We start from the raw sequence: 20,684 nt of genomic DNA on the forward strand, positions 1-20,684 counted from the left end.
AAGCCCGGTCCGCGTCACTTCCGCGGGCCGGGCTCTGGACGGCTCAGCTCATCCGCGCATCAGTCGCGCTGGATGGCGCCCTTCGGGACCAGGATGACGACCTCCTTGCAGTCCGAGTAGATGATGGAGTTCATGTCCTGGTAGTTGTGGGTCGTCTTGCCGCCGTTGCGCACGATGCCCATGTCGTTGCCCTTGGAGCCGCCGCTGTAGTCCCAGCCGTGGCGGGACTGGAAGATGATGGCGCCGTCCGGCACCTTCCCGTCCGCGACGAGCTTGCGGTACTGGTCCGCGGTCACGACGTTCGCGGTGGCGTTGCCGTAGGGGCTCTTGATGGCCTTCTGCTGGGCACCCGGGAACGGGATGGACTCCCAGCCGTTGCGCAGCATCTGCGCCATGCCGCCGCGGGGGTTGTTCGGGTCGTTGCCCGTCGCCGCCGGCGTGTTCGGGATGCCCAGCCGGCTCATGTTGTCCAGCGTGGTGCGCACGCAGTAGCCCGTCTGGCCGTTGTTCAGGCGCGACGTGGCCAGCTTCTTCAGCGTGGCGTTGTTCGTGTCGATGCGGACGCCGTTGCCCAGCACCGCGCCGTTGTTGTTCGTGCCCTGGGTGTTGTTCGTGCCCTGGGTGTTGTTCGTCCCGCCCGTGGAGTTCGTCCCGCCGGTGGAGTTGGTGGTGCCGGGGCGGCGGCCCTGCAGCGCCTTGAGCGTGTCGGGGCCGACCTGGCCCGCGTTGCTGCCCGCCCTCACGCCGTTCGCCCGCTGGAAGTCCTCCACGGCCTTCTTGGTGATGGGGCCGAACTTGCCGTCCGCCGGGACGCCCAGCATCTCCTGGAGCTGCTTCACCGCCGGGCCCTGCATGCCCTCGCGCAGGTTGTTGCCACGCACCTTCACCTGGTCCATCGAGGGCGCGGCGGTCCACTTCGTCCCCGGCCTCTGGGTTCTCGCGGGCTCGAAGGTGTCGGCGGTCTGCGACGGGCGCGTGGGGGTGTTCGTGTTGGGGGTGGTGCCGGTGCTCGTCGCGGCACCGCCGAAGTGCGGCGCCAGCGCCTGCGCGCGCGCCCACACGTCGTTGGAGTAGTCATTGCCCGTGGTCCCCACGTCCATGCCCGCCTGGGTGCGGACGTTGCCGGGGCCGGAGTTGTAGGCCGCCACCGCGCCACGAAGCTGCTGCGCCTCGGACCAGTCCGGGTGCGCCTTCTTCATGTCGTTGACGTAGCCCTTGAGGATGCCCGCCGCCTGGTCGATGTGCTGGGCGCTGGTGGGGCCGCCCTGGGTCTTGTGGTAGCGGTGGTCCACCTGCATCACGCCGAAGCCGTTGCCGCCGTCGCCGTGACCCGTGCGGTCCAGCGCCGCGCCCGCGCGCGACTCGCGGCTCGCGATGGCCGCCAGCAGCGCCGGGGGCAGGCCGTGCTTCGCCGCCGCCGCCTCGATGTTGCCCTTGTACTGCTGCAGCCGCGCCAGGTCCGTCTGCGCCATCTTCGTCGACGCGGCCACGCCGGGCTGCAGCCCGTCCTGCGCCGCCGTGCGCGCGGAAGCGCCCGTGGGCTTGTACTGCGACAGGATGGCGTTGGGGTTCGCGCTGTTGCGAACCGGGTTCGCCGTCACCGTCTGGGAACGATTCGAGAAGACAGAGTTCGTGCGCGTGGACGTGGTCGCGTTGAGGCTCATGCGGGGGATTCCTCGGTGGCGGCTGTGATTCCTGCCCCGATTATCCAGACCCCTCCCCGCGAGTTGCGTGAGATCTGGAAATAAAGATCTCGCAGTTTAACCAGTGCGTAATTTTCCGCTCAAACTTGTCTTGTCTGTGGGGTTTGTCACGACCGGGTGACAATGACCCCCCAAATGCAGACGGGGCCTGTTCCCGTGAAGGAACAGACCCCGTCGGCTGCTACAGGTCTGTGACGCGGCGGGCTATGCGAAGGGGATGCCCGGGATGTCGTCCGGGATGATGCTGTCGAAGAAGTCCTTCACCTTGCCGGCCACGTCGCCGGCGAGCTCGCCCACCTCGCCGGGCAGGTCCGCCAGGGCCCCGAGCGCGTCCTTGGCGGCCTCGATGTTCTTCTTGGCCAGGTCGCCCAGGTGGTTGACGGCGGCCTCCGCCAGCTGGCCGCCCACGCCGGCCAGGTCCTTGAGCGCGTCCACGCCCGCGTCGCCCAGGTCCGCCACGGCGACGAGCAGCTCCTTGCCGCCCTCCGTGAGGTTGTCCTTCCAGGCCTTGGCGACGTTCTTGAACGACTCCACGCCGTCCTTGAGCAGGTCCTTGGCGAAGTCCTTGGCCCACGTCACGCGGTTGTCGACGAAGTCCTTGATGGCGCCGGCCGCCTTGGTGGCCAGCTCGCCGCCCTTGCGGGCCATGTCCGACAGCGCGCCGCCCACCCACTCGCCGGCCTTGGTGAGGGCCTCGCCGGGGTTCTCCGCGATGTACTTGAGCGTCTCCACGGCCTTCTCGCCCGCGTTGGCCAGGCCCTTCACCAGGCCCTCCGCCAGCTCGGCGCCCTTGGCGCCCAGGTCCTTCACGGACTCCCAGGCCTTCTTCGCCAGCTCGCCGCCCTTGGCCAGGGCGTCACCAATGGCCTCCTTCGCCTTGGCCGCGGCCTCGCCCGGGTTCTGGGCCGTCCAGGCCAACAGCTCCAGGCCCTTCTCGCCCAGCTCCTTCGCCTTGTTCACCGTGCTGGAGACGAGCTTCGACGCCCCGTCGATGAGCTCCTTCGCCTTCTCCTTCGCGGCGCCGGTGAGCTTGTCGTAGCCGGCCTTCAGGTCGTTGAGCGTGGAGACGGCCTGCTTGTAGAGCGCCTTGCCGGCGTCCGTGGCCAGGTCCAGGCCGGAGTTCACGACGCTCTTGATGCCGTCGAGCGCCTTCTTCGCGGCCTCGCCCGGGTTCTGGGCGATGTACTTGAGCGTCTCCAGGCCCTTCTCACCCAGCTTCTTCGCGCCGTCGATGACGCCGTCGAGGACCTGCTTGGCCTCCTTCGCCAGCTCGCCGCCCTTCTCGATGGCGGTGTTGAAGGCCTCCGTCGCCGCCTTCGCCGCGGCCTCGCCGTACTTGGACGGGTTGCGCACCACGTCCGCCAGCTTGTGGATGACCTTCGCGGCGCCCTTGAGGCCCTCGCCGGCCAGCTCCGCCTGGGACACGCCAACGAACTCGGCGGCCTTCACCGCGCCCTTGGCGGCCTTCTCCACGCCCCACTGGATGAGCTGCGCGGTGCCTTCCGGCCCGTAGTACGCGGCCATGTGCGCCAGGCCCGCGGGGCCCTGGGCGGCGGCACCCGCCAGGTTCACGGCCTTCATCCAGTCCGGGGCCTTGTAGCCCTCGGGGTCGGCCTCGTACTTGGCCTTCTCCTGGCTGAAGCCGATGTCCATGGCCAGCTCGGCGGCGCCCAGCACCACGCTGGCGCCCACGTCCGCGGCCACGCCCACGCCGGTGAGGTCCAGGGCGATGCCCAGGGCCCCGTCCGCGGTGTTCAGCACCGCGGCGGTGTGCGCGAAGTAGCCCAGGTCGTTGTTCTTGCCGTGCAGCTCCAGGGATTCCTTCTCGTACTTCACCGCGTCGATGGCGTTGGGGATGGCGCCCGCCACCGGGACGACCTTCGCCAGGTTCTTGAAGACCTTGCCGGCCACGTCGGCGGTGACTTCCACGCCAATCTTGCCCAGCACCTTGTCCATCACCTTGAGGCCCTGGCCCACGAGCTTGCTGCCCGCCTTGTCCAGGAGCGGCCCCAGGCCCTTCACGGTGGTGTTGAGCGCGTCCGCGCCGATGCCGTCCGTGAACTTGAGCAGCGCCTTGACCGCGGCCGGGTCCATGTCCGTGACGAGCTTGGACAGCACCTGGCCCGCTTCGTCGTCCAGCTTGCCCGCGAGCTTCGCGAACTGCTCCGTCGTCTTCGGATCGGACAGGACCTCGTTGAGGGCCTTGTGCTCCATGCCGCCCAGCGCGCTCACCAGCCGCTTGCCGGCCGCGGCGTCCGCCTTGCCCAGCTCGCCCACCAGGTTGTCCAGGGCCTTGGGGTCGGTGATGCCCTTGAGCGCGCCCTCCAGCGACTCCGGACCGCCCAGCTTGGTGGCGGCGGCTTCCAGCTTCTTCAGCTGATCCGGCGTGAGCTTGGAGGCGAGCTGCGGATCCAGCCCCTTCACCTTCACGTTGGCCAGCTGCGTGCCCTGCTGGGCCACGTCCGCCGCGTTCTTCACGCCCGCGTTCTTGAGGACGTCCGTGAAGGCTTTGAGGTCCTTCTTGAGGTCGGGCACCTCCGCCAGCAACTGCGCGGCGGCCAGCGCCTTGTCCTGCGTGGAGGCGTTGGGGTCCGCCAGGGTGATGGCGGCGCCCGCGGCGCGCAGCGACCCGTCCAGCTTGCGCAGGTCATTGGAGAGCGCCGGGAACTTGTCCCCGGCGAAGTCCTTGAGCGCCTTGCCCAGCTCCAGCGTGGCGGTGGCCTTGTCGGTGGCGGAGGCGTTGGGGTCCGTCCACTTGCCGATGGCGCCCACCAGCTTCTCCGCGGCGGGCAGGCCCTTGAGCGCGGTGTCCAGCACGCCCTTCAGGTCCTCCGGGGCGAAGGTGTCGCCGGTGGCCTTCGCCAGGGTGAGGGCGGCCTGCGCCTTGTCGACCGTGCTCGCCTTGGGGTCCGTCAGCTTGCCCAGCGAGGTGAGCGCGTCCGCGTTGGTGGCCAGCTTCGCCAGCTTGTCGTCCTTGACGCCCAGGCGCTCCAGCGCGTTGGGGACCGTCTCCGGGAACTGCGAGGCCAGCTCGCCCAGGGCGATGGCCTTCTCAGAGAAGGAGCCGGTGCCCAGCTTGTTGAGCGAGTCGTAGGCCTTCTGCAGGTCCTCCTTCTTCTTGTCCTTCAGCTCCGGGAAGAGCTTGGGCAGGTCCTCCGCCTTGTCGGGCAGGGCCTCCGCGTGGGGCGGCTTCGGGTCGGCCGCCGGGCCCGCGACGTTCTGTCCCGCCGGGGCGTTGACCGGGCGCGGGTTGCCGCTGGCGCCGAGCGGCGCGGCGAACGGCGAGGTCGTCTCACCCGTCAGCCGGTTCACCCCGTTGCGGTTCTGGGGGCCGCCCGCGGAGAACTCGTCGTTCTGGAAGAGCTTCACCGTGGGCTGCTTCGTCTGCGTCTGCTGCTGCTGCTTCGCGGCCTGCTCGGCGGCGGCCTTCGCGGCGGCCTCGGCGGCGGCCTTCGCTGCCGCGGCGCGAGCGGCGGCTTCCGCGGCGGCGCGGGCGGCGGCCTCGGCGGCGGCACGGGCAGCGGCGGCGGCGGAACCATCAATGGGGGTGGACATGGGCGAAGCTCCTACCTTTTCAAGAACCGAGAAAGTCCCCGGGATTCTCTACATTTCGCGGCGAATGTTGCCTGACTCTCCGCGATCTCGTGAATCCCCGGGCGATGAAGGCCATACGCCAGTGCCGCTCGACGGGTTACATGGATCGCTTTGCCCCGCATGACGCGGGAAGGCATAACGGACGCAATGGATGGCTGGCGGCAGGCCCCCGCGCGCTGTCCGGCCGCGTCACGCCCCCTGAAGTGATTCAGGCCCGCGCTTCGGAGCGGAGCATCCACGGGCCCCACCCGCCACGGTCCGGACGGCGATGACGTCGTGACCGCTCATCTTCCCGCCGCGCCGCTCATCACAAAGGCGCGGACCCAATCCGACGGACCCCTAGCCTTCTTCGCGTCACGCACCGCCCGACCGGCGGTCCTTCGCGGAGTCCATCAATGCGCCGCATCCTGCTCGCCCTCTGTACCCTTCCCCTGCTGCCTGGCTGTGCGACGGCGTCCCCCGGCGGCGGCGCGACGGCCGCTCAAGCGTCAGCGCCCACGCCGTTCCGCGTCCAGCGCTCGGGCCAGGGCCGGCCGCTGCGGCTCATCCCCGGGCTGTCGTCGTCTGGCGAGGTCTGGGACGCGACGGTGGCGCACTACCAGTCCCGGTATGACTGCCACGTCTTCACGCTCGCGGGGTTCGCGGGACAGCCCGTCGGGGGCTCACGGCCCGCAGGCCATGGGCTGGCTCATCGCCGGTGCGATGGGGCTGGGGCTCACGCACGTGGCGCGCCGGGCGCTGCGGCTCCACGCCTGGACCCGTCTGCCATTGCCACGGCTGGCCGCGCGCGTGCTGGCGGCGGGGCTCGTCCTGGGCCTGCTCCAGTTCAACTGCCTCAACGGCCCGCGGGGCCTCATCGTGGAGGATCCCATCCGCGCGCAGGAGGTGGTGACGCGCCTGTCGGGGCTGCTGCGCTACGCGCTGGGAGCGCGGGGGCCGGAGACGGTGACGCCGCGGCGGGAGCTCCAGGTGGTGGATGACTACCTGGGCCTGGAGGCCATCCGCCTGGAGGAGCGGCTGCGCGTCCGCATGGACGTGGCGCCCGACGCGCTGGGCGTTCCCGTGCCCGCGATGCTGGTCCAGACGCGGGTGGAGAACGCCATCAAGCACGGCATCGCGCCCGCGCCCCGCGGTGGCGAGGTGTCGGTGAAGGCACGCATCGAGGACCGGGCGCTGTGCCTGGAGGTCGCCAACACGCCGGGGAGTCCGGTCGCGGGCGCGGCGGGGACGGTGGACTCGGGGGGCGTGGGGCTTCGCAATGCCACGGAGCGCCTGCGGCTGCTCTGCGGCACTGGCGCGTCCCTCCGGTTGGCGCCGGACGTGGTCTTCACCACCGCGTATGACACCCACGCGCTGAGGGCCTTCCAGGTGAATGCGCTCGACTACCTGCTCAAGCCCATCGAGCCCGCGCGGCTCGCGGAGGCGCTGGAGCGCGTACGGCAGCGGGGACGTGCGCAGCGCGCGGCGGGCGCGCCGGCGGCGCCCCTGGAGCGCGTGTTCGTGCGGGACGGCGAGCGCTGCTGGCTGGTGACCCTGTCGCAGGTGCCGCTCTTCAGCTCCGAGGGCAACTACGCCCGGCTGCACCTGCCAGACGCGGAGCCGCTCCTGGCCCGCTCGCTCAACCACCTGGAGGAGCGGCTGGACCCGGCGCGCTTCTTCCGCGCGAGCCGCCAGCACCTCATCAACCTCCACTTCGTGGAGGCGTTGGAGCCGGGTCCGGGCGGCACACTCGTCGCCCGGCTCCGGGGAGGCCGGGAGGTGGAGATGTCCCGCCGCCAGTCCCAGCGCTTCCGGGAGCGGCTGAGCCCGTGAGGGCGGCCGGGGCCTACAGCTTGACCTGGCAGGCCTTGCGGTCCGTGTTGCTGACGCCGTTGCAGGCGTAGCCCTCCCGGCAGTCGGCCTGGGAATCACAGACGCGCGAGCACATCAGCACGTCGAGCTGGCGCGTGCACAGCGTGTCGCCCGGGCAGCCGCCGCCCTCCCCTTCCGCGGTGCAGTCCTGCGCGCAGAAGGTGCCGGGGAAGTCCCTGCGGCAGGAGAAGCCGGAGTCACAGCCGTCCTCGCCACAGGTCTCCCCCACGCCGCCACTGCTTTCACAGGCCAGGAAGGGGAGGACCCCCAGCAGGAGGAGCAGCATTCGGGACAGTCGCATGGGAGGTCCTTCCAATCACATGCAGGGCCGGCCCCCCGCTCGGCCCAGCATGGACACCTCCAGGATGGCACGTCCAGCGCCGCGTCTGCCTTTCGTTGGGTCGCGAGCAGTGCGGCTTCAGACGGGCCGGGTGCGCTGGAGCAGCCAGTCGCGCGCCGCGCCCTGGAGGTGGGGCTGGAGCCGCTCGCGCACGGTGGCGTGATAGGCATTGAGCCAGTCCGTCTCCTCCCGCGACAGCAGGGCCGGGTCCACCAGCCGCGTGTCGATGGGGCAGAGGCTCAGCGTCTCGAAGCGCAGGAAGTCGCCGAACTCCGTCTTCTTGTCGGGCACCGCGGCGATGAGGTTCTCGATGCGGATGCCCCAGCGGCCCGGGCGGTAGAGGCCGGGCTCGTTGGAGGTGATCATCCCCGGCTCCAGCGCCGTGGTGAGGTCGTTGGGCATCGTCGGGGAGACGCCGTGCGGCCCTTCATGGACGTTGAGGAAGAAGCCCACGCCGTGGCCCGTGCCGTGGCCGTAGTCCAGCCCCTCCGCCCACAGCGGCGCCCGCGCCAGCGCGTCCAGGTTCGGGGAGCGGGTGCCCCGGGGGAAGCGGGCCCGGGACAGGTTGATCATCCCGCGCAGCACCAAGGTGAAGTCGCGCCGCTGCTCCGACGTGGGCTCGCCCACGGGCACCACGCGGGTGATGTCCGTGGTGCCGGACGTGTACTGCCCGCCGGAGTCGATGAGCAGCAGGCCCTGCGGCTTCTGCCCCGGCAGGCACACCGTCGCGTGCGAGGCCTGCGTCGCGCGGTAGTGCGGCATCGCGGCGTTCGCGTTGAACGCGGCGATGGTGGAGAAGCTGAGCGACACGAAGCCCGGACGCCGGGCCCGCTCCGCGGAGAGGCGCTCGTCGACGGTCAGCTCGGTGATGGGCTCGCGGCCCAGGGCGGACTCGAACCAGGCGAAGAACGCGCACAGCGCGGCCCCGTCCTGCTCCATCGCGTTGCGGAAGTGCGCCAGCTCCGCGTCCGTCTTGCGCGACTTGGCCACCGTGGACGGGTTGAGCCCCTCCACCACGGTCACGCCCTTGCCCACCGCCTGCCGCAGCCCGTGGGTGATGCGCCGGGGGTCCACGAGCAGCCGCGTCCCTTCCGGCAGCGCTCCCAGCGCGCGGGGTGCCTCGTCGTAGGGGTGGAGGGTGATGCCGTCCGCCTGAAGCTCGGCGCGCAGCGCGTCCGGCACCTTGCCCGCGCCAATGAACAGGCGGGCCCCGCCGGGCTCCACCAGCAGGTGCGCCAGGAACACCGGGATGTAGTCCACGTCCGCGCCGCGCAGGTTCGTCAGCCACGCGACGTCATCCAGGGTGGAGATGAAGTGGTGCGTCGCGCCCAGCACGCCCATCTCCGCGCGCACGGCCCGCAGCTTGTCGGTGCGTGACACCGGTGACAGCGCGTGCGCGTACACGGGCGCGGCGGGCAGGGGGGGCCGGTCCGCCCAGGCCTCCGCCACCACGTCCAGGTCCGTGCGCAGCACCACCCCCGCCGCCGACAGCTGCGTGGCCGCCGAGCGCGCCTGGCCCAGCCCCAGCACCGCCCCGTCCACCGCCACCGCCTGCCCCTGCGGCACGTTCGCGGCCAGCCAGTCCAGGGGCGACTGCCCGGGCGCGTTCGTCGTGCGCACCGTCGCGATGCCGCTGCCCTTCAGCTGCGCGTCCGCTTGATCCCAGTAGCGGCTGTCCACCCACAGGCCCGCGAAGTCCGCCGTCACCACCAGCGTGGCCAGGGAGCCGGTGAAGCCAGACGCCCACTCCCGCCCCTTCCAGCGGCCCGGCAGGTAGGTGGACAGGTGCGGGTCGCTCGTCGGCACCCAGACCGCCGCCACACCGCGCTCCCGCATCACCTGCCGCAGCCGCGCGATTCGCTCGCGCGCCGCGGCCCCCTGCGTCTGTCCAAGGCCCATGGCTTCCTCCGTCCGTTGCGCTGCCCGCGTCCTCATGCCGCAAACAGCGCGCCTTTTCGAGGCCCTCGCACACCGGGTGCCACCCGGGTCAAGACTCCCGGGAATCCCGCTGTCGCTCGGAAGACGCGGTGCGGCATCCCGTTGCGTCGTGGATCCGCGATCTGTTGTCCATTGGTGGAAAAGCGCCGCTGGCCCCTGGGCCTCATGCGCGCAGGTGCTTACCAAGCCGTTGGCCGTGGTGAGGAGCACGCGGCCCAGGTCCACCCGTCTCCTGAGCAGGTCTGGTCTTCCACCGTGCGACGCGTTCTGGCCATCCTTCCCTACGTTCCGCTGCCTTCGGATACGGGCGGCACCCTGCGCACGCTCGAGCTGGTGCGTGCCCTTGCCTCGCGCTTCGAGCTCGACGTGTTCGCGGTGCACCGGGCGGGCAACGACGCCGAGGGCTTCAAGCGCTGGCTGGGAGAGCTGGGCGTGCCGGCCTCCCGGCTGCACCTGGTGGACCTGCCGCGCGTGGCGCCCGGGGAGACGCTGAACAGCACGCGGGCCTTCCTGCGGGGCACGCCGCTCACCTACGTCCGCTTCGCGCGCCAGGGCCTGCAGGACGCCTTGCGCCGGGTGCTGGCGGAGCGCGGCCCCTTCGACATCATCCACTTCGACCACCTGCACATGGCGCAGCTGTTGCCGCTGGCGCGGCAGCTCAACCCGGCCGCGCACATGGTCATCGACGAGCACAACGTGGAGAGCCAGCTGCTCGCGCGCATGGCGCCGCTGAGCTCTCCGCCGCTGCGGGCGTTCCTGAACTGGCAGTTCAAGCGGGTGGAGCGGCTGGAGCGCGAGTGCGTGAGCCAGGCGGACACCGTGCTGGCGTGCTCGGACGTGGACGCGCAGCAGCTGCGCTCGCTGGGGGCGAAGCGGGTGCACGTGGTGCCCAACGGCGTGAAGCTGCCGGACTTCGCGCCCCGCGAGGGCACGGGCGACGACCTGGTCTTCGTGGGCTCCATGGACTGGTGGCCCAACGAGGACGCGGTGCTGCTGCTGGCGCGCGAGGTGTGGCCGCTGGTGTCGGCGGACCTGGCGACCAGCAAGCTCATGGTGGTGGGCCGCAGTCCGCCCGCGTCCGTGCGCGCGCTGGAGAACGAGCGGCTGGTGGTGACGGGCTCGGTGCCGTCGGTGGCGCCGTACCTGGCGCGCGCGCTGGCCACGGCCATCCCGCTGCGCGCGGGCAGCGGGACGCGCCTCAAGGTGCTGGAGGCCGCGGCGGCGGGCGTGCCCGTGGTGGCCACGCGCCTCGCGGTGGAGGGCTTGCCGGTGGTGGAGGGACAGCACGTGCTCCTCGCGGAGTCCCCGCAGGAGTTCGCCGCCGCGCTGCGCCGGCTGCGGAATGATCCGGACCTCTGCAAGAAGCTCGCGGACAACGCCCGCCGCATGGCGGAGGCCTTCGCGTGGGACGGCATCGGGGCGGGCCTGGGCGAGCTCTACCTGAACGCCTCGGCCACCGGGCAGAAGCCCACGGGGACACAGGCCGCCTGAGTATTCCCGCCGTGCGGTGGGGGGCCACTGCACGCCCCATGCCTCCGGGCATGACCGCGGCGACGCACCGCCACCCGCGCGGCGCACAAACCTGTCCGACTGTCGGACCAGTTTGGACGCGTGCGGCAGAGGCCTGTCCGACCAGCAGGGCGGTCTGTACGAGCGGCGCACGAACCTGTCCGACAGCCGGACTGGCCTGGACGAGCGGCGCACGAACCTGTCCGACAGCCGGACTGGCCTGGACGAGCGGCGCACGAACTGGTCCGACTGTCGGACCAGTTTGGACGAGCGCGGCGGAAGCCTGTCCGACTGTCGGACCGGTTGGGCCCATCGGGCGGAAGGCGGACCGCAGGCCGGTCTGGGCGCCTGGGGCCATCGCCGCTGGGGCGGGAGCCGCCTGAGCCTCTCTGCATGGTGCGGTGGGCACCCCTACTGCGGGCTCAGCCCATGCGGAAGAACGCCAGGCGCGAGGGCCCGGCGTTGCCCTACCCGGCGGCGGCGGCCTGGGCGTGAGGCAGGTCCACCAGGGCGGGCAGGTAGAGCGATTCGATGTACCGACTCGCCATCCGCTCCGGCGCGTGGTGGGCCACGACGTACTCGCGGGCGGCCTGGGCCATCCGCGTCCTCCAACCTGGAGCCGCCAGCAGCCCCGCGAGCGCCGAGGCCAGCGTGCCCGCGTCTCCCGGCGGCACCACGAGCCCGCGCCCCGTGCCCAGCACGTGGGGCAGCTCGCCGACTCCGGACGCCACCAGCGGCCGGCCCAGCGCCATCGCCTCCAGCGCGACCAGCGGCATGCCTTCCCGCAGGGACGGCATCACCACCGCGTCCGCCGCGGCGTACACGCTGCGCACCTCCGAGCGGAAACCCAGGAAGCGCACCGGCAGGCCCCGCGCCTGCGCCTCCAGCGACTCGCGCAGCGGGCCATCGCCCACCAGCAGCAGCGTGGGCACCGTGGCGCCCGGCGTCCGGGCCAGGCGCTGCATCGCGTCCAGGAGCACCTGCGGGCCCTTCTCCACCGACAGGCGTCCCACCAGCGCGATGACGGCCCCCTCCGGCGCGAGCCCCAGGGCCTCGCGGGCCTGGAGGCGCTCCTCCTCCGTGCACGCTTCCGCGAGCGGCAGCGCGTTGGGGATGTAGACCACCGGCGAGCGGTGGACGTAGCGGCGCAGGCGCGCGGTCAGCTCGCGCGACACCGCGGCCACCGCGCTCGTGCAGTTGCCCAGCACGCGCGCCAGCCCTTCATAGGCAATCAGCGCGGGCGTGGCGCCGGTGTCCCCGTGGTACGTGGCCACCAGCGGCACTCCGGCGAGCGCGCTCGCGGCGGCGCCCAGCGTGAGCGACTTGTAGTCATGCGCGTGCAGCAGCCCCACGCCCCGGCGGCGGACCTCCGAGGCGAGCGTGGCCACGGACATCGCGCTGAAGCGGCCGGGCACCTCCAGCGTCAGCGCGTCCAACCCCTGTTCCCGCGCCGCGCCCGAGAGCACGTCCACCCGTCCGGGCGACACGAGGCTGCACACCTGCGCCCGCCACGGCGACGGCGTCGACGCGGCCAGCGACAGCAACGCCCGCTCCGCGCCGTACAGGCCGCAGGTGCTGCGCACATGGAGGATGGTGGAGTGCGGCACCCGTCGTTCTCCCGTGCCGCTCACGCCTGGGCGCGAGCCGCGGCACCCCGGTAGAGCTTCGCGTACGTGTCCACCATCGTGGACAGCGAGTAGCGCTGCACCTCGCGCTTCGCGGCCTCACCCAGGCGCGAGCGCAGCTCCGGGTCGTGGGCCAGGCGCTTCACCGCGCCAGCGAGCGCATCCACGTCTCCGGACGGAACCAGGAGCGCCGTCTGGCCATCGCTGTGCACCTCGCGGATGGCCGGGATGGCGTGCGACACCGTGGGCAGGCCCACCGCCATCGCCTCCAGCAGCGACAGCGAGCGGCCCTCACGGCGGGACGGCTGCACGTAGACGTCGAACGCGGGAAGGAGCTTGCTCGCCTCCAGCAGCGCGCCCGTGAAGTGCACCCGTCCGGCCAGCGGGGACGCGGCGGCGCGAGCGCGCAGCGTGGCCTCCATCGGGCCGGGGCCAATCATCACCAGGTGCGTGTCCTTCGCGTCCGCGAATTGGCGCAGGAAGGCGTCCACCAGCAGGTCCGGGCCCTTCTCCTCGGAGAGGCGGCCCAGGTAGCCCACCACGGTGGCGTCCTGCGGAAGGCCCAGGCGCTCGCGCGCGGCCCGGCGGGCCTCCTCGCCCGTGGCGACCTCCAGCGGCACGCCGTTCTCGATGGTGACCACGTTCGACAGCAGCTTGGGGCTCCAGCGCTCCAGGCTGGCGCGCACTTCACTGCCGCACGCGACCAGGGACTGGGTGAACATCGCGGCGGCCATGGCGGCGGGGCGCAGCTTGCCCTGCGGCTCGACCGTCTGGTGGAAGGTGCCCAGCACGGGCGTGCGCGGACGCAGCGTCCGGGTGGCGACGGCGTTGAGCCAGGGCCCCACGTCGTGGCCGTGGACCACGTCGGCGCCAAAGGCGTCCACTTCCTGGGCCAGCCGGCGGATGGCCGTGGGCGTCATGCCCGCGAGGCCTCCCAGCCACACCGTGGGGACGTTGACGCGCTGGAGCAGCTCGCGCACCGGACCGTCCGGCCCCAGGGCCAGCACCACGGATTCGATGCCCCGCTCGCGGCCATGCTGGGACAGCCGGACCACCAGCTGTTCGAGTCCGCCCATCTCCAGGCCATACATCACGTGAGCCACGCGCGTAGGCCGCGCCGTCGGGTGCAGTTCGTTCGTCATGGACGCGGGCAAGCTAGGCACGCGCCCCCGGCCCACAACCCCCCGCGGGCCGCCCACGGCCTGGCGGATGTCAGCCAGTGGAAGGTCCTTCGCGGCGCGTGAAGGCACGCCCCTCCTCCGAGGGAAGCCAGCCCGTTTGCACGTGCCCTCTGTCGTGCCGGAGACTCGTGTGCCTCCAACGCCTACAAGCCCCCGAGGGGGGCCCCTACCGGAGCCCCTGCTTGGGAATCCCCGATCACGACTTCCAGCTGCTCACCACCTGCGGCGACGAATCCGAGGCCTTGCTCGTGCGGGCCCTGCTCGAGGCCGACGACATCCCGTGCATCGTCCAGGGCGAGCAGCACCGCTCGATGCTCGGCGTGGCGGGGGCCTTCATCGAGCTGCGGGTGCTGGTCCCGGCCGGGGAGCTGGAGCACGCGAGGGAGCTGCTCAAGAGCACGGCGCGGGAAGAATCGCCGGTAGCCGTCGCCACCGGGACGCCGGACGAGGACTCCGAGGAGGCGCACTGCGCGCTGCATGGTCAGCGCGCCACTCGGACCTGTGAGCGGTGCGGCAACTTCCTGTGCTCGAGCTGCGACGGGGTGAGCACCGGCCTCTGCGAGGACTGCGCCGAGCGCAAGGGCTCGGGCGCCGAGATTCAGCGCGGCCGGAAGCGCAAGGTCGTCGCGTGGCTGATCCTCCTCTTCATGTTCGGGCCGCTCCTCCTGCTCATCCTGGCGAACCTCCTGGGCGCACTGCTGGGCTGAGCGTGCCCACCTGACGTTTGTTCGGCATCAGAAAGGCTCCTGCGGGGTCGAACACCATCCAGGCGGCAGTGGGATACGTATTCAGTCACACGCCCCAGGAGCAACCATGGGCTTCCCGAGAAGCGTTCGTGACAGTGCTCTTGTTGCCGCCGCGCGCCGTTGCTGCGTCTGTCACCGCTATGGTGGCGTCGGAATCGAAGTGCACCACATCGTCCCTGAGGCACAAGGAGGGCCCAACACCCTCGACAATGCGATCGCTCTTTGCTTCGACTGCCATGCGGCAGCAGGCCACTACAACGATTCACACCCGAGAGGAACGAAGTTCTCTCCATCCGAACTGCGGCTCCACCGGGAGAAGTGGCATCAGCAGGTACGCGATCAACGAATCGAGTCACCCACTGAAGATGTGGTCCGTGCTGTCTACCTGACCTGCCGCTCGGATGAAGCCTTCCAAGCAGTCCTCCAAGGAGAACTGCAGTTGCTTCCATCCGTCGGCGCGGGCCGTTCCCACCTTTGGACGGGCCCCATCGGAAGCTTCCTGGATGCACTTCCCCAAGCAAGCGGCTACCTCGACGTCGGCTACTACAGCGACCCCGAAGACTTCAAACGACTGCATCCTGAAACGGCGATTGATGTCACCCAGGCTCCTCTGTCAGGCGGAGTGATTGCACAACGGCACATTCCCGACAGAGAGCTTTTGGACCTCGCGCAAAAGCAGAACCCGCTGCTCTTCGCGTTGCTTTCCGCAGGTTACCCAAGCAATGAACTTGTCAGTCCATCTTGGGTCCGCAGGCAAGGAGGCTGTGGGCTGGGCACCGAGGAATGGGAGAGCCTCGGTTACCAGGAGTCAGCGACTTGCCGGCAGAGCAAGGCGGTCTTCCTCTCCATCATCAACACCCACTCCACCGCGGTCCGGCTTATCGGGCTGGAAGTCAGCAGGGTCGTGTCTCCCGGGTGGAACTACCGCCCCTGGAAGAGCCAATCCGGTGTTGACACAACGCTGCTGCCCCCTTGGCCGGTCCTGGAGCCTGGTGACAGTGTCATCATCCCCATTGCGTGTCTGCTTCCGCCCTTCGATGGCGGGGGAGGCACGCTCTGGCGTTCAACCGTCACCAGGGATGGAATCGGGTTCGACGAGGTTTCCTGTGAGCCACTCTCCTCGAATGACGCGCTCCGCCTCATTGGCCCAGAGCTCCAACCGAAGAGCGTGACCCTTATGACGGAGAACGGGCTCCTCCAGCAGCCTATTCATGCCTTCGACCCAGGACGCACCTACAAGATCAATCGATACTGGGCCTGCGGCAGCTGCCCGCATGTGTTCTTCGCCAATGAAAGCTCCCAGGTCTCCTATGCTGGCGAGCTTTTCACTGCCAGCCCTGGGGCTGTTTGCGAGGAGCACTTCACAGTCCCCGCGACCAGCAAGCGGATGATCATCGCGGAACTCGAAGCGGAAACCACTCGTATCGAGTTTTTGAAGATCAACGGCCGGGTCGTGTTGCGAGATCGACTCCTCAAGACCGGTGAACAGCTCGAGGTCACTTGCCAGCCCGGAGATGTCGTTACGATCAAGGGTTCGTATACCCCCGAGTCCGAACACGCTCCTGAATTGCCGCAAGAGCAAAAGCTGCAACTGCTGAGGCGATTCATCGCTGCCTCCGCATACGAGTAGTTCACGAGGCCAGGATGTCCATCAAGGCGCCCGGCATGGCAGCCTGCCCGGGATGAAGCCCTGTAGCGTTTCCCTGGCCGCCCTCCTGGCCGTGGCACTGGCCACCGCGTGCGTCTCCACAAGCCCCGTGTCCCGCACACTCGTGGAGACGGCCACCCCGATGCGGACAGGCGCTCCCGCGAACGGCCTGCCCTACCGCCTCTTCGTCTCCGGACAAGCCACGCCGGAACACCCGCACCGCCTGGTGGTGTGGCTGCATCCGACGGGCACGGATGGCCTGACGCTGGTGGAGCCCCTGGCCGATGCATTCGCTGCTCAGGGCTTCGCGCTGCTGACGCTCCCCCGCGAGCACGCGGAAGGATGGAATGGCACGGACGCCAACCGGATGATGCTCGGAACGCTGCCGGAGGTGGCGCGTGTCCCCGGAGTGGATGCCGACCGGCCGGTGCTGCTGGGCTTCAGCGCGGGCGCGCAGATGGCGCTCGAACTGTGGGCGGCGCGCCCTGCGGCCTTCCGGGCGTTGGTGCTGGTCGCGGGTGCTCCCCGCCTGTCTCGCGGCGATGAACACACCCCGCCCCAGACCTCCGCGCACGCGCGGGTGCCCATCCTGTCGTTCATCGGCGAGACGGATGGCAGCGCGCCTCTGTGGCGGACGGCGCTTGAGTCCTGGCGTGCGGCCGGGCTGAGGTTGGACTTGCACGAGGTTCTCGGCCAGGGCCACACGTGGCTGCTGGCCCTTCCCGCCGAACAGGCAGCACTGTTTCAACTCCTGGCGGAATTGTCCCGAGCCCCCTGAGCCCTGGCGGCAGCACTGCGAGAAATGTCAACCATCCATGAAACACTTGAATTTCAGGTTGACAGCATGAGAAGCCACCGTCGCGTTTCACAGACAAGGGAGTTCGACGTGCTTCGACGTGCATCACGATGGGTCACGACGTTCGTATTGGGTATCACCTGGATTCAGGCGGGCTGTGCTCCCGCGGAGCCGGCCACTCCGGAGACACCGGAGACCACGGAGGCCGCGCAGCCGCTGCTGGCCGGTGAGCGTTCGCTCCTGGGCACCACCGCGCTCCCGGCCGTGACGGCCACGGACGACAGCGGCGCGGTGGAGCTGGGGGTGCGCTTCCGCAGCGACGCGCCGGGGCGGATCATGGGCGTGCGCTTCTACAAGGGCGCGGGCAACACGGGCACGCACACCGGCAGCCTGTGGACGGCGTCCGGTTCGCTGCTGGCCACCGTCACCTTCCAGAACGAGACGGCCTCCGGCTGGCAGGAGGCGCGCTTCACCACGCCGGTCACCATCGCGGCCGACACGAACTACGTCGTCTCGTATTACGCGCCCGCCGGGCACTACGCGGTGACGAGCAACGGCTTCGCCTCCGCGCTGGACGCGCCGCCCCTGCACGCCGAGGCCACCAGCAACGGCCTCTACCGCTATGGCAGCACCAGCGGCTTCCCGACGAACTCGTTCAACGCGAGCAACTACTGGGTGGACGTGGCCTTCCAGCCCAACGACACCACGCCCCCGCGCGCGCCCACCAACTTCGCCGCCGTGCCCAACTCGCCCACCGCCATCGACCTGACCTGGTACGCGTCCGTGGACGGCAGCGGCGAGACGCAGGGCAACGCCCGCTGGCACCTAGTGTACCGGAACAATGAGCTCATCGCGGAGCTGCCCGGCACCACCACGCGCTACCGCGACACCGGCCTGACGCCCTCCACCGGGTACAACTACGCCGTGCGCGGCCGTGACGCCGCCGGCAACATCAGCCCGTCCTCCACGATCGTCCTCGGCACCACGCTCCCGAACATGGCCTGCAACCCCTGCAGCCTGTGGAACAGCGTGACGGGCGACCCGCAGTTCGAGAACGCCGACACCACCCCCACGGAGGTCGGCGTGAAGTTCCGCACCGACGTGGCGGGCACGGTGACCAAGGTCCGTTACTACAAGGGCAGCACCGACAACGGCCCGCACGTGGGCCACCTGTGGAGCGCCACCGGCACGCTGCTGGCCACCACGGAGACGACGCCCGCGGAGACGGGCTTCGGCTGGCGTGAGCTGTCCTTCCCCACGCCGGTGAGCCTGACCGCGAACACGACCTACGTCGTGTCGTACTTCGCCACGGGCGGGCGCTACGCCATCACCACGAACTACTTCAGCACCGCGGGCGTGGACATGCCCCCGCTGCACGCGCCCTCCACCCTGGAGGCGGGCGGCAACGGCGTGCGCAACCTCAACGGCAGCGCGTTCCCCACGGAGGCGTGGCTCAACACCAACTTCTGGGTGGACGTGACGTTCGTCCCCTCGGAGCCTGGCGGTCCCGCGACGGTGGACCTGGCCGTGACCCAGTCGTTCCCCGCCGGCACGGGCGCCAACGGTGACCTGCTCCTCTACGACATCACCGTGACGAACAATGGCCCGGCGACCGCCACCGACGTCGTGCTCGACGTCCCGATCCCCGCGGGCTTGAACTACTTCTTCTACTCCGCGAACGCGCCGGGCATGAGCGGCAGCCACTGCGGGTTCTTCAGCGACCTGCAGTGCGGCGCCCCCACCCTGCCGCCGGGCGCGAGCTTCACCATCCACGTGGAGGCCATCCCCTTCGGCACCGGGACGTTCACCAGCCAGGCCACCATCTCCGCCACGCAGGCGGACTTCGTGCCCGGCAACAACACCCACGCGCTGCCCATCCCCGTGGGCCCGTCCACCAACCTCGTCACCTTCGACACCTTCCCCGGCCAGGACGAGACCTTCAACGGCACGCATGGCCCCGTCCAGTTCGGCCTCAACCGCTGGTACATCGCGTCGCCCTGGGGCGGGTTCGACACGAAGAGCATTTCGTTCAACGGCGGCGGCCTCACCCAGGCCAACCTGTCCTTCCTGGGCCAGCGCCGCGTCCTGGGCCTGGATGCCTTCACGTGGGACACCGGCGCCACGGTCACGCTGAGCTGCCTTGATCAGCCCGCCATCACCTTCCCCCTGACGGCGGGTGAGATTACGCATCTGGTGCCGACCTGGCAGACGCCCTGCTCGGTTCTCACCGTGAAGACGTCCAACGGCTGGGACACGAACTTCGACAACCTGGAGCTGTCGCCGCTCCCCTGAGCGCGTGACGCAAAGGGAGGGCGGGCATGCTTCACGGATGCCCGCCGCTCCCCTGCTCCTGGGTGTCGCGGCGTCCTACGACGGCCGCTCGCCCGCGCACGCGGCGGCACGCGAGCGCAGCAGCGCCTGCTCCTTCGCGTTGCGCGTGAGCGACGCCGCCCGTTCGAACTCCGCCCGGGCCTCCTTCAGGCGCCCCAGCTTCTGGAGCAGGTCGCCGCGCACGGCCGGCAGCAGGTGGTAGTGCTTGAGCGACGGCTCGGCCACGAGTTGATCCACCAGCTCCAATCCCACCGCGGGGCCAAACGCCATGGACAGGGCGACGGCGCGGTTGAGCTCCACCACCGGCGACGGCGTGAGGCGCGCGAGCACCGTGTAGAGCGCCGCGATGCGCGGCCAGTCCGTCTCCTCCGGCGTGCGCGCCCGTGCGTGGCACGCGGCGATGGAGGCCTGCAACACGTACGGCCCCGCCGTGCCCGCCTTCTCCGCGCGCTCCAGCGCCGCGAGCCCCCGGCGGATGAGGAGCTGATCCCACAGCGCGCGGTTCTGCTCCAAGAGCAGCACGGGCTCGCCCGAGGGCCCCACCCGCGCCCGGGCCCGCGAGGCTTGAATCTCCATCAGCGCCACCAGCCCGTGCACCTCCGGCTCCCCGGGCGCCAGCTCCGCGAGGATGCGGCCCAGGCGCAGCGCGTCCTGGCAGAGCTCCGGGCGCATCCAGCCGTCGCCCGCGGTGGCGGCGTAGCCCTCGTTGAAGATGAGGTAGATGACCTCCAGCACCGACGCGAGCCGCGCCGCCAGCTCCTCGCCCCGGGGGACCTCGAAGGGGACGCCCTTCTCCGCCAGCGTCCGCTTGGCCCGCACGATGCGCTGGGCCACCGTGGGCTCCGGCACCAGGAACGCGCGAGCAATCTCATCCGTCGTCAGGCCGCCCAACAGCCGCAGCGTGAGCGCCACGCGCGCCTCCGGGGACAGCACCGGGTGGCAGGACGTGAAGATGAGGCGCAGCAGGTCGTCGCCGACGTCGTCGTCCAGGGCCGCGTCCAGGTCTGGCACCTCCGCCTCCTCCAGTCCGTGCCCCAGCTCCTCGTGCTTGCGCGCGAGCAGCTTGTGCCGGCGCATCTCGTCGATGGCGCGGCGCTTCGCCGTGGCCATGAGCCACGCGCCCGGGTTCTGCGGCACACCCGACACCGGCCACTTCTCCAACGCCGCCACCAGCGCGTCCTGCGCCAGCTCCTCCGCCTGCCCCACGTCGCGCACCATGCGCGCAAGCCCGGCGATGAGCCGGGCGGACTCGATTCTCCACACCGCGTGCACCGCGGCCTGCGCCTTGGAAGCCGTCACGGCGCGAACTCAATCAAATGCACGTCGAATGGGCGCCCCGGAAATCGACACGGGGGTGCGATTTCCCGCACAACGACACGGCCCCGGGCCTCCCCCTGTCGGAAGAAGCCCGGGGCCGTCACC

Annotated in this window: 13 protein-coding genes; 6 read left to right on the top strand and 7 right to left on the bottom strand. The window is 70.5% G+C overall.

Going from position 1 to position 20,684, the window contains the following annotated elements; all coding sequences use genetic code 11:
* Nucleotides 1–59: 59 nt before the first annotated feature.
* Both NR792_RS16105 and NR792_RS16110 read right to left on the bottom strand, forming a co-directional pair.
* Nucleotides 60–1,664, bottom strand: a complete 1,605-nt coding sequence (locus NR792_RS16105; RefSeq protein ID WP_375760911.1) for a peptidoglycan-binding protein — start codon at nt 1,662–1,664, stop codon at nt 60–62.
* Between the two features lie 243 nt (nt 1,665–1,907).
* Nucleotides 1,908–5,258, bottom strand: a complete 3,351-nt coding sequence (locus NR792_RS16110) for a Dauer Up-regulated (protein WP_375760912.1) — start codon at nt 5,256–5,258, stop codon at nt 1,908–1,910.
* 717 nt (nt 5,259–5,975) lie between these two features.
* Here NR792_RS16110 and NR792_RS16115 point away from each other — a divergent pair.
* A complete protein-coding gene (locus tag NR792_RS16115) occupies nt 5,976–7,109 on the top strand; it encodes a LytTR family transcriptional regulator DNA-binding domain-containing protein (protein ID WP_375760913.1) in 1,134 nt (377 codons plus the stop codon).
* Between the two features lie 13 nt (nt 7,110–7,122).
* Here the strand turns inward: NR792_RS16115 and NR792_RS16120 are convergent, their stop codons facing one another.
* Both NR792_RS16120 and NR792_RS16125 read right to left on the bottom strand, forming a co-directional pair.
* Nucleotides 7,123–7,449 carry a hypothetical protein gene (locus NR792_RS16120; RefSeq protein ID WP_375760914.1) on the bottom strand — a complete coding sequence of 109 codons (327 nt, stop codon included), beginning with the start codon at nt 7,447–7,449 and terminating at the stop codon, nt 7,123–7,125.
* A gap of 117 nt (nt 7,450–7,566) precedes the next feature.
* Entirely contained in the window at nt 7,567–9,387 is a 1,821-nt protein-coding gene (locus NR792_RS16125) for an aminopeptidase P family protein (RefSeq protein ID WP_375760915.1), read from the bottom strand.
* A gap of 294 nt (nt 9,388–9,681) precedes the next feature.
* On the opposite strand from NR792_RS16125, the gene NR792_RS16130 reads away from it, so the two are divergent.
* Entirely contained in the window at nt 9,682–10,917 is a 1,236-nt protein-coding gene (locus NR792_RS16130; RefSeq protein ID WP_375760916.1) for a glycosyltransferase family 4 protein, read from the top strand.
* A 485-nt stretch (nt 10,918–11,402) separates the two neighbouring features.
* On the opposite strand, the gene NR792_RS16135 is transcribed toward NR792_RS16130, so the two are convergent.
* Nucleotides 11,403–12,542: a glycosyltransferase family 4 protein gene (locus NR792_RS16135; protein WP_375760917.1), complete on the bottom strand. Its 1,140-nt coding sequence runs from the start codon at nt 12,540–12,542 to the stop codon at nt 11,403–11,405.
* 20 nt (nt 12,543–12,562) lie between these two features.
* Nucleotides 12,563–13,702 (bottom strand): glycosyltransferase family 4 protein, encoded by a 1,140-nt coding sequence (locus NR792_RS16140; RefSeq protein ID WP_375760918.1) that lies wholly within the window; start codon nt 13,700–13,702, stop codon nt 12,563–12,565.
* Between the two features lie 221 nt (nt 13,703–13,923).
* On the opposite strand from NR792_RS16140, the gene NR792_RS16145 reads away from it, so the two are divergent.
* From NR792_RS16145 to NR792_RS16160, 4 genes are all read left to right on the top strand, one after another.
* Nucleotides 13,924–14,448 (top strand): DUF2007 domain-containing protein, encoded by a 525-nt coding sequence (locus NR792_RS16145; protein WP_375760919.1) that lies wholly within the window; start codon nt 13,924–13,926, stop codon nt 14,446–14,448.
* A 106-nt stretch (nt 14,449–14,554) separates the two neighbouring features.
* On the top strand, nt 14,555–16,117 hold the full coding sequence (locus tag NR792_RS16150; RefSeq protein WP_375760920.1) for an HNH endonuclease: 1,563 nt from the start codon (nt 14,555–14,557) through the stop codon (nt 16,115–16,117).
* 127 nt (nt 16,118–16,244) lie between these two features.
* Nucleotides 16,245–16,913 (top strand): alpha/beta hydrolase, encoded by a 669-nt coding sequence (locus NR792_RS16155; protein ID WP_375760921.1) that lies wholly within the window; start codon nt 16,245–16,247, stop codon nt 16,911–16,913.
* 147 nt (nt 16,914–17,060) lie between these two features.
* Nucleotides 17,061–19,223, top strand: coding sequence for a DUF4082 domain-containing protein (locus NR792_RS16160; RefSeq protein WP_375760922.1), 2,163 nt, complete (start codon nt 17,061–17,063; stop codon nt 19,221–19,223).
* A 75-nt stretch (nt 19,224–19,298) separates the two neighbouring features.
* On the opposite strand, the gene NR792_RS16165 is transcribed toward NR792_RS16160, so the two are convergent.
* The gene (locus NR792_RS16165) at nt 19,299–20,561 is read right to left on the bottom strand and encodes an RNA polymerase sigma factor (protein ID WP_375760923.1); all 1,263 of its coding nucleotides are present in this window, start codon (nt 20,559–20,561) and stop codon (nt 19,299–19,301) included.
* Nucleotides 20,562–20,684 lie beyond the last annotated feature (123 nt).

The organism is Corallococcus exercitus (genome assembly GCF_042231735.1).
Lineage (GTDB): Bacteria > Myxococcota > Myxococcia > Myxococcales > Myxococcaceae > Corallococcus > Corallococcus exercitus_B.

Coding starts and splice junctions, on each gene's coding strand:
- NR792_RS16115 (WP_375760913.1), top strand. CDS start 5,976: ATGGGCTGGCTCATCGCCGGTGCGATGGGGCTGGGGCTCACGCACGTG.
- NR792_RS16150 (WP_375760920.1), top strand. CDS start 14,555: ATGGGCTTCCCGAGAAGCGTTCGTGACAGTGCTCTTGTTGCCGCCGCG.
- NR792_RS16140 (WP_375760918.1), bottom strand. CDS start 13,702: ATGACGAACGAACTGCACCCGACGGCGCGGCCTACGCGCGTGGCTCAC.
- NR792_RS16105 (WP_375760911.1), bottom strand. CDS start 1,664: ATGAGCCTCAACGCGACCACGTCCACGCGCACGAACTCTGTCTTCTCG.
- NR792_RS16110 (WP_375760912.1), bottom strand. CDS start 5,258: ATGTCCACCCCCATTGATGGTTCCGCCGCCGCCGCTGCCCGTGCCGCC.
- NR792_RS16120 (WP_375760914.1), bottom strand. CDS start 7,449: ATGCGACTGTCCCGAATGCTGCTCCTCCTGCTGGGGGTCCTCCCCTTC.
- NR792_RS16125 (WP_375760915.1), bottom strand. CDS start 9,387: ATGGGCCTTGGACAGACGCAGGGGGCCGCGGCGCGCGAGCGAATCGCG.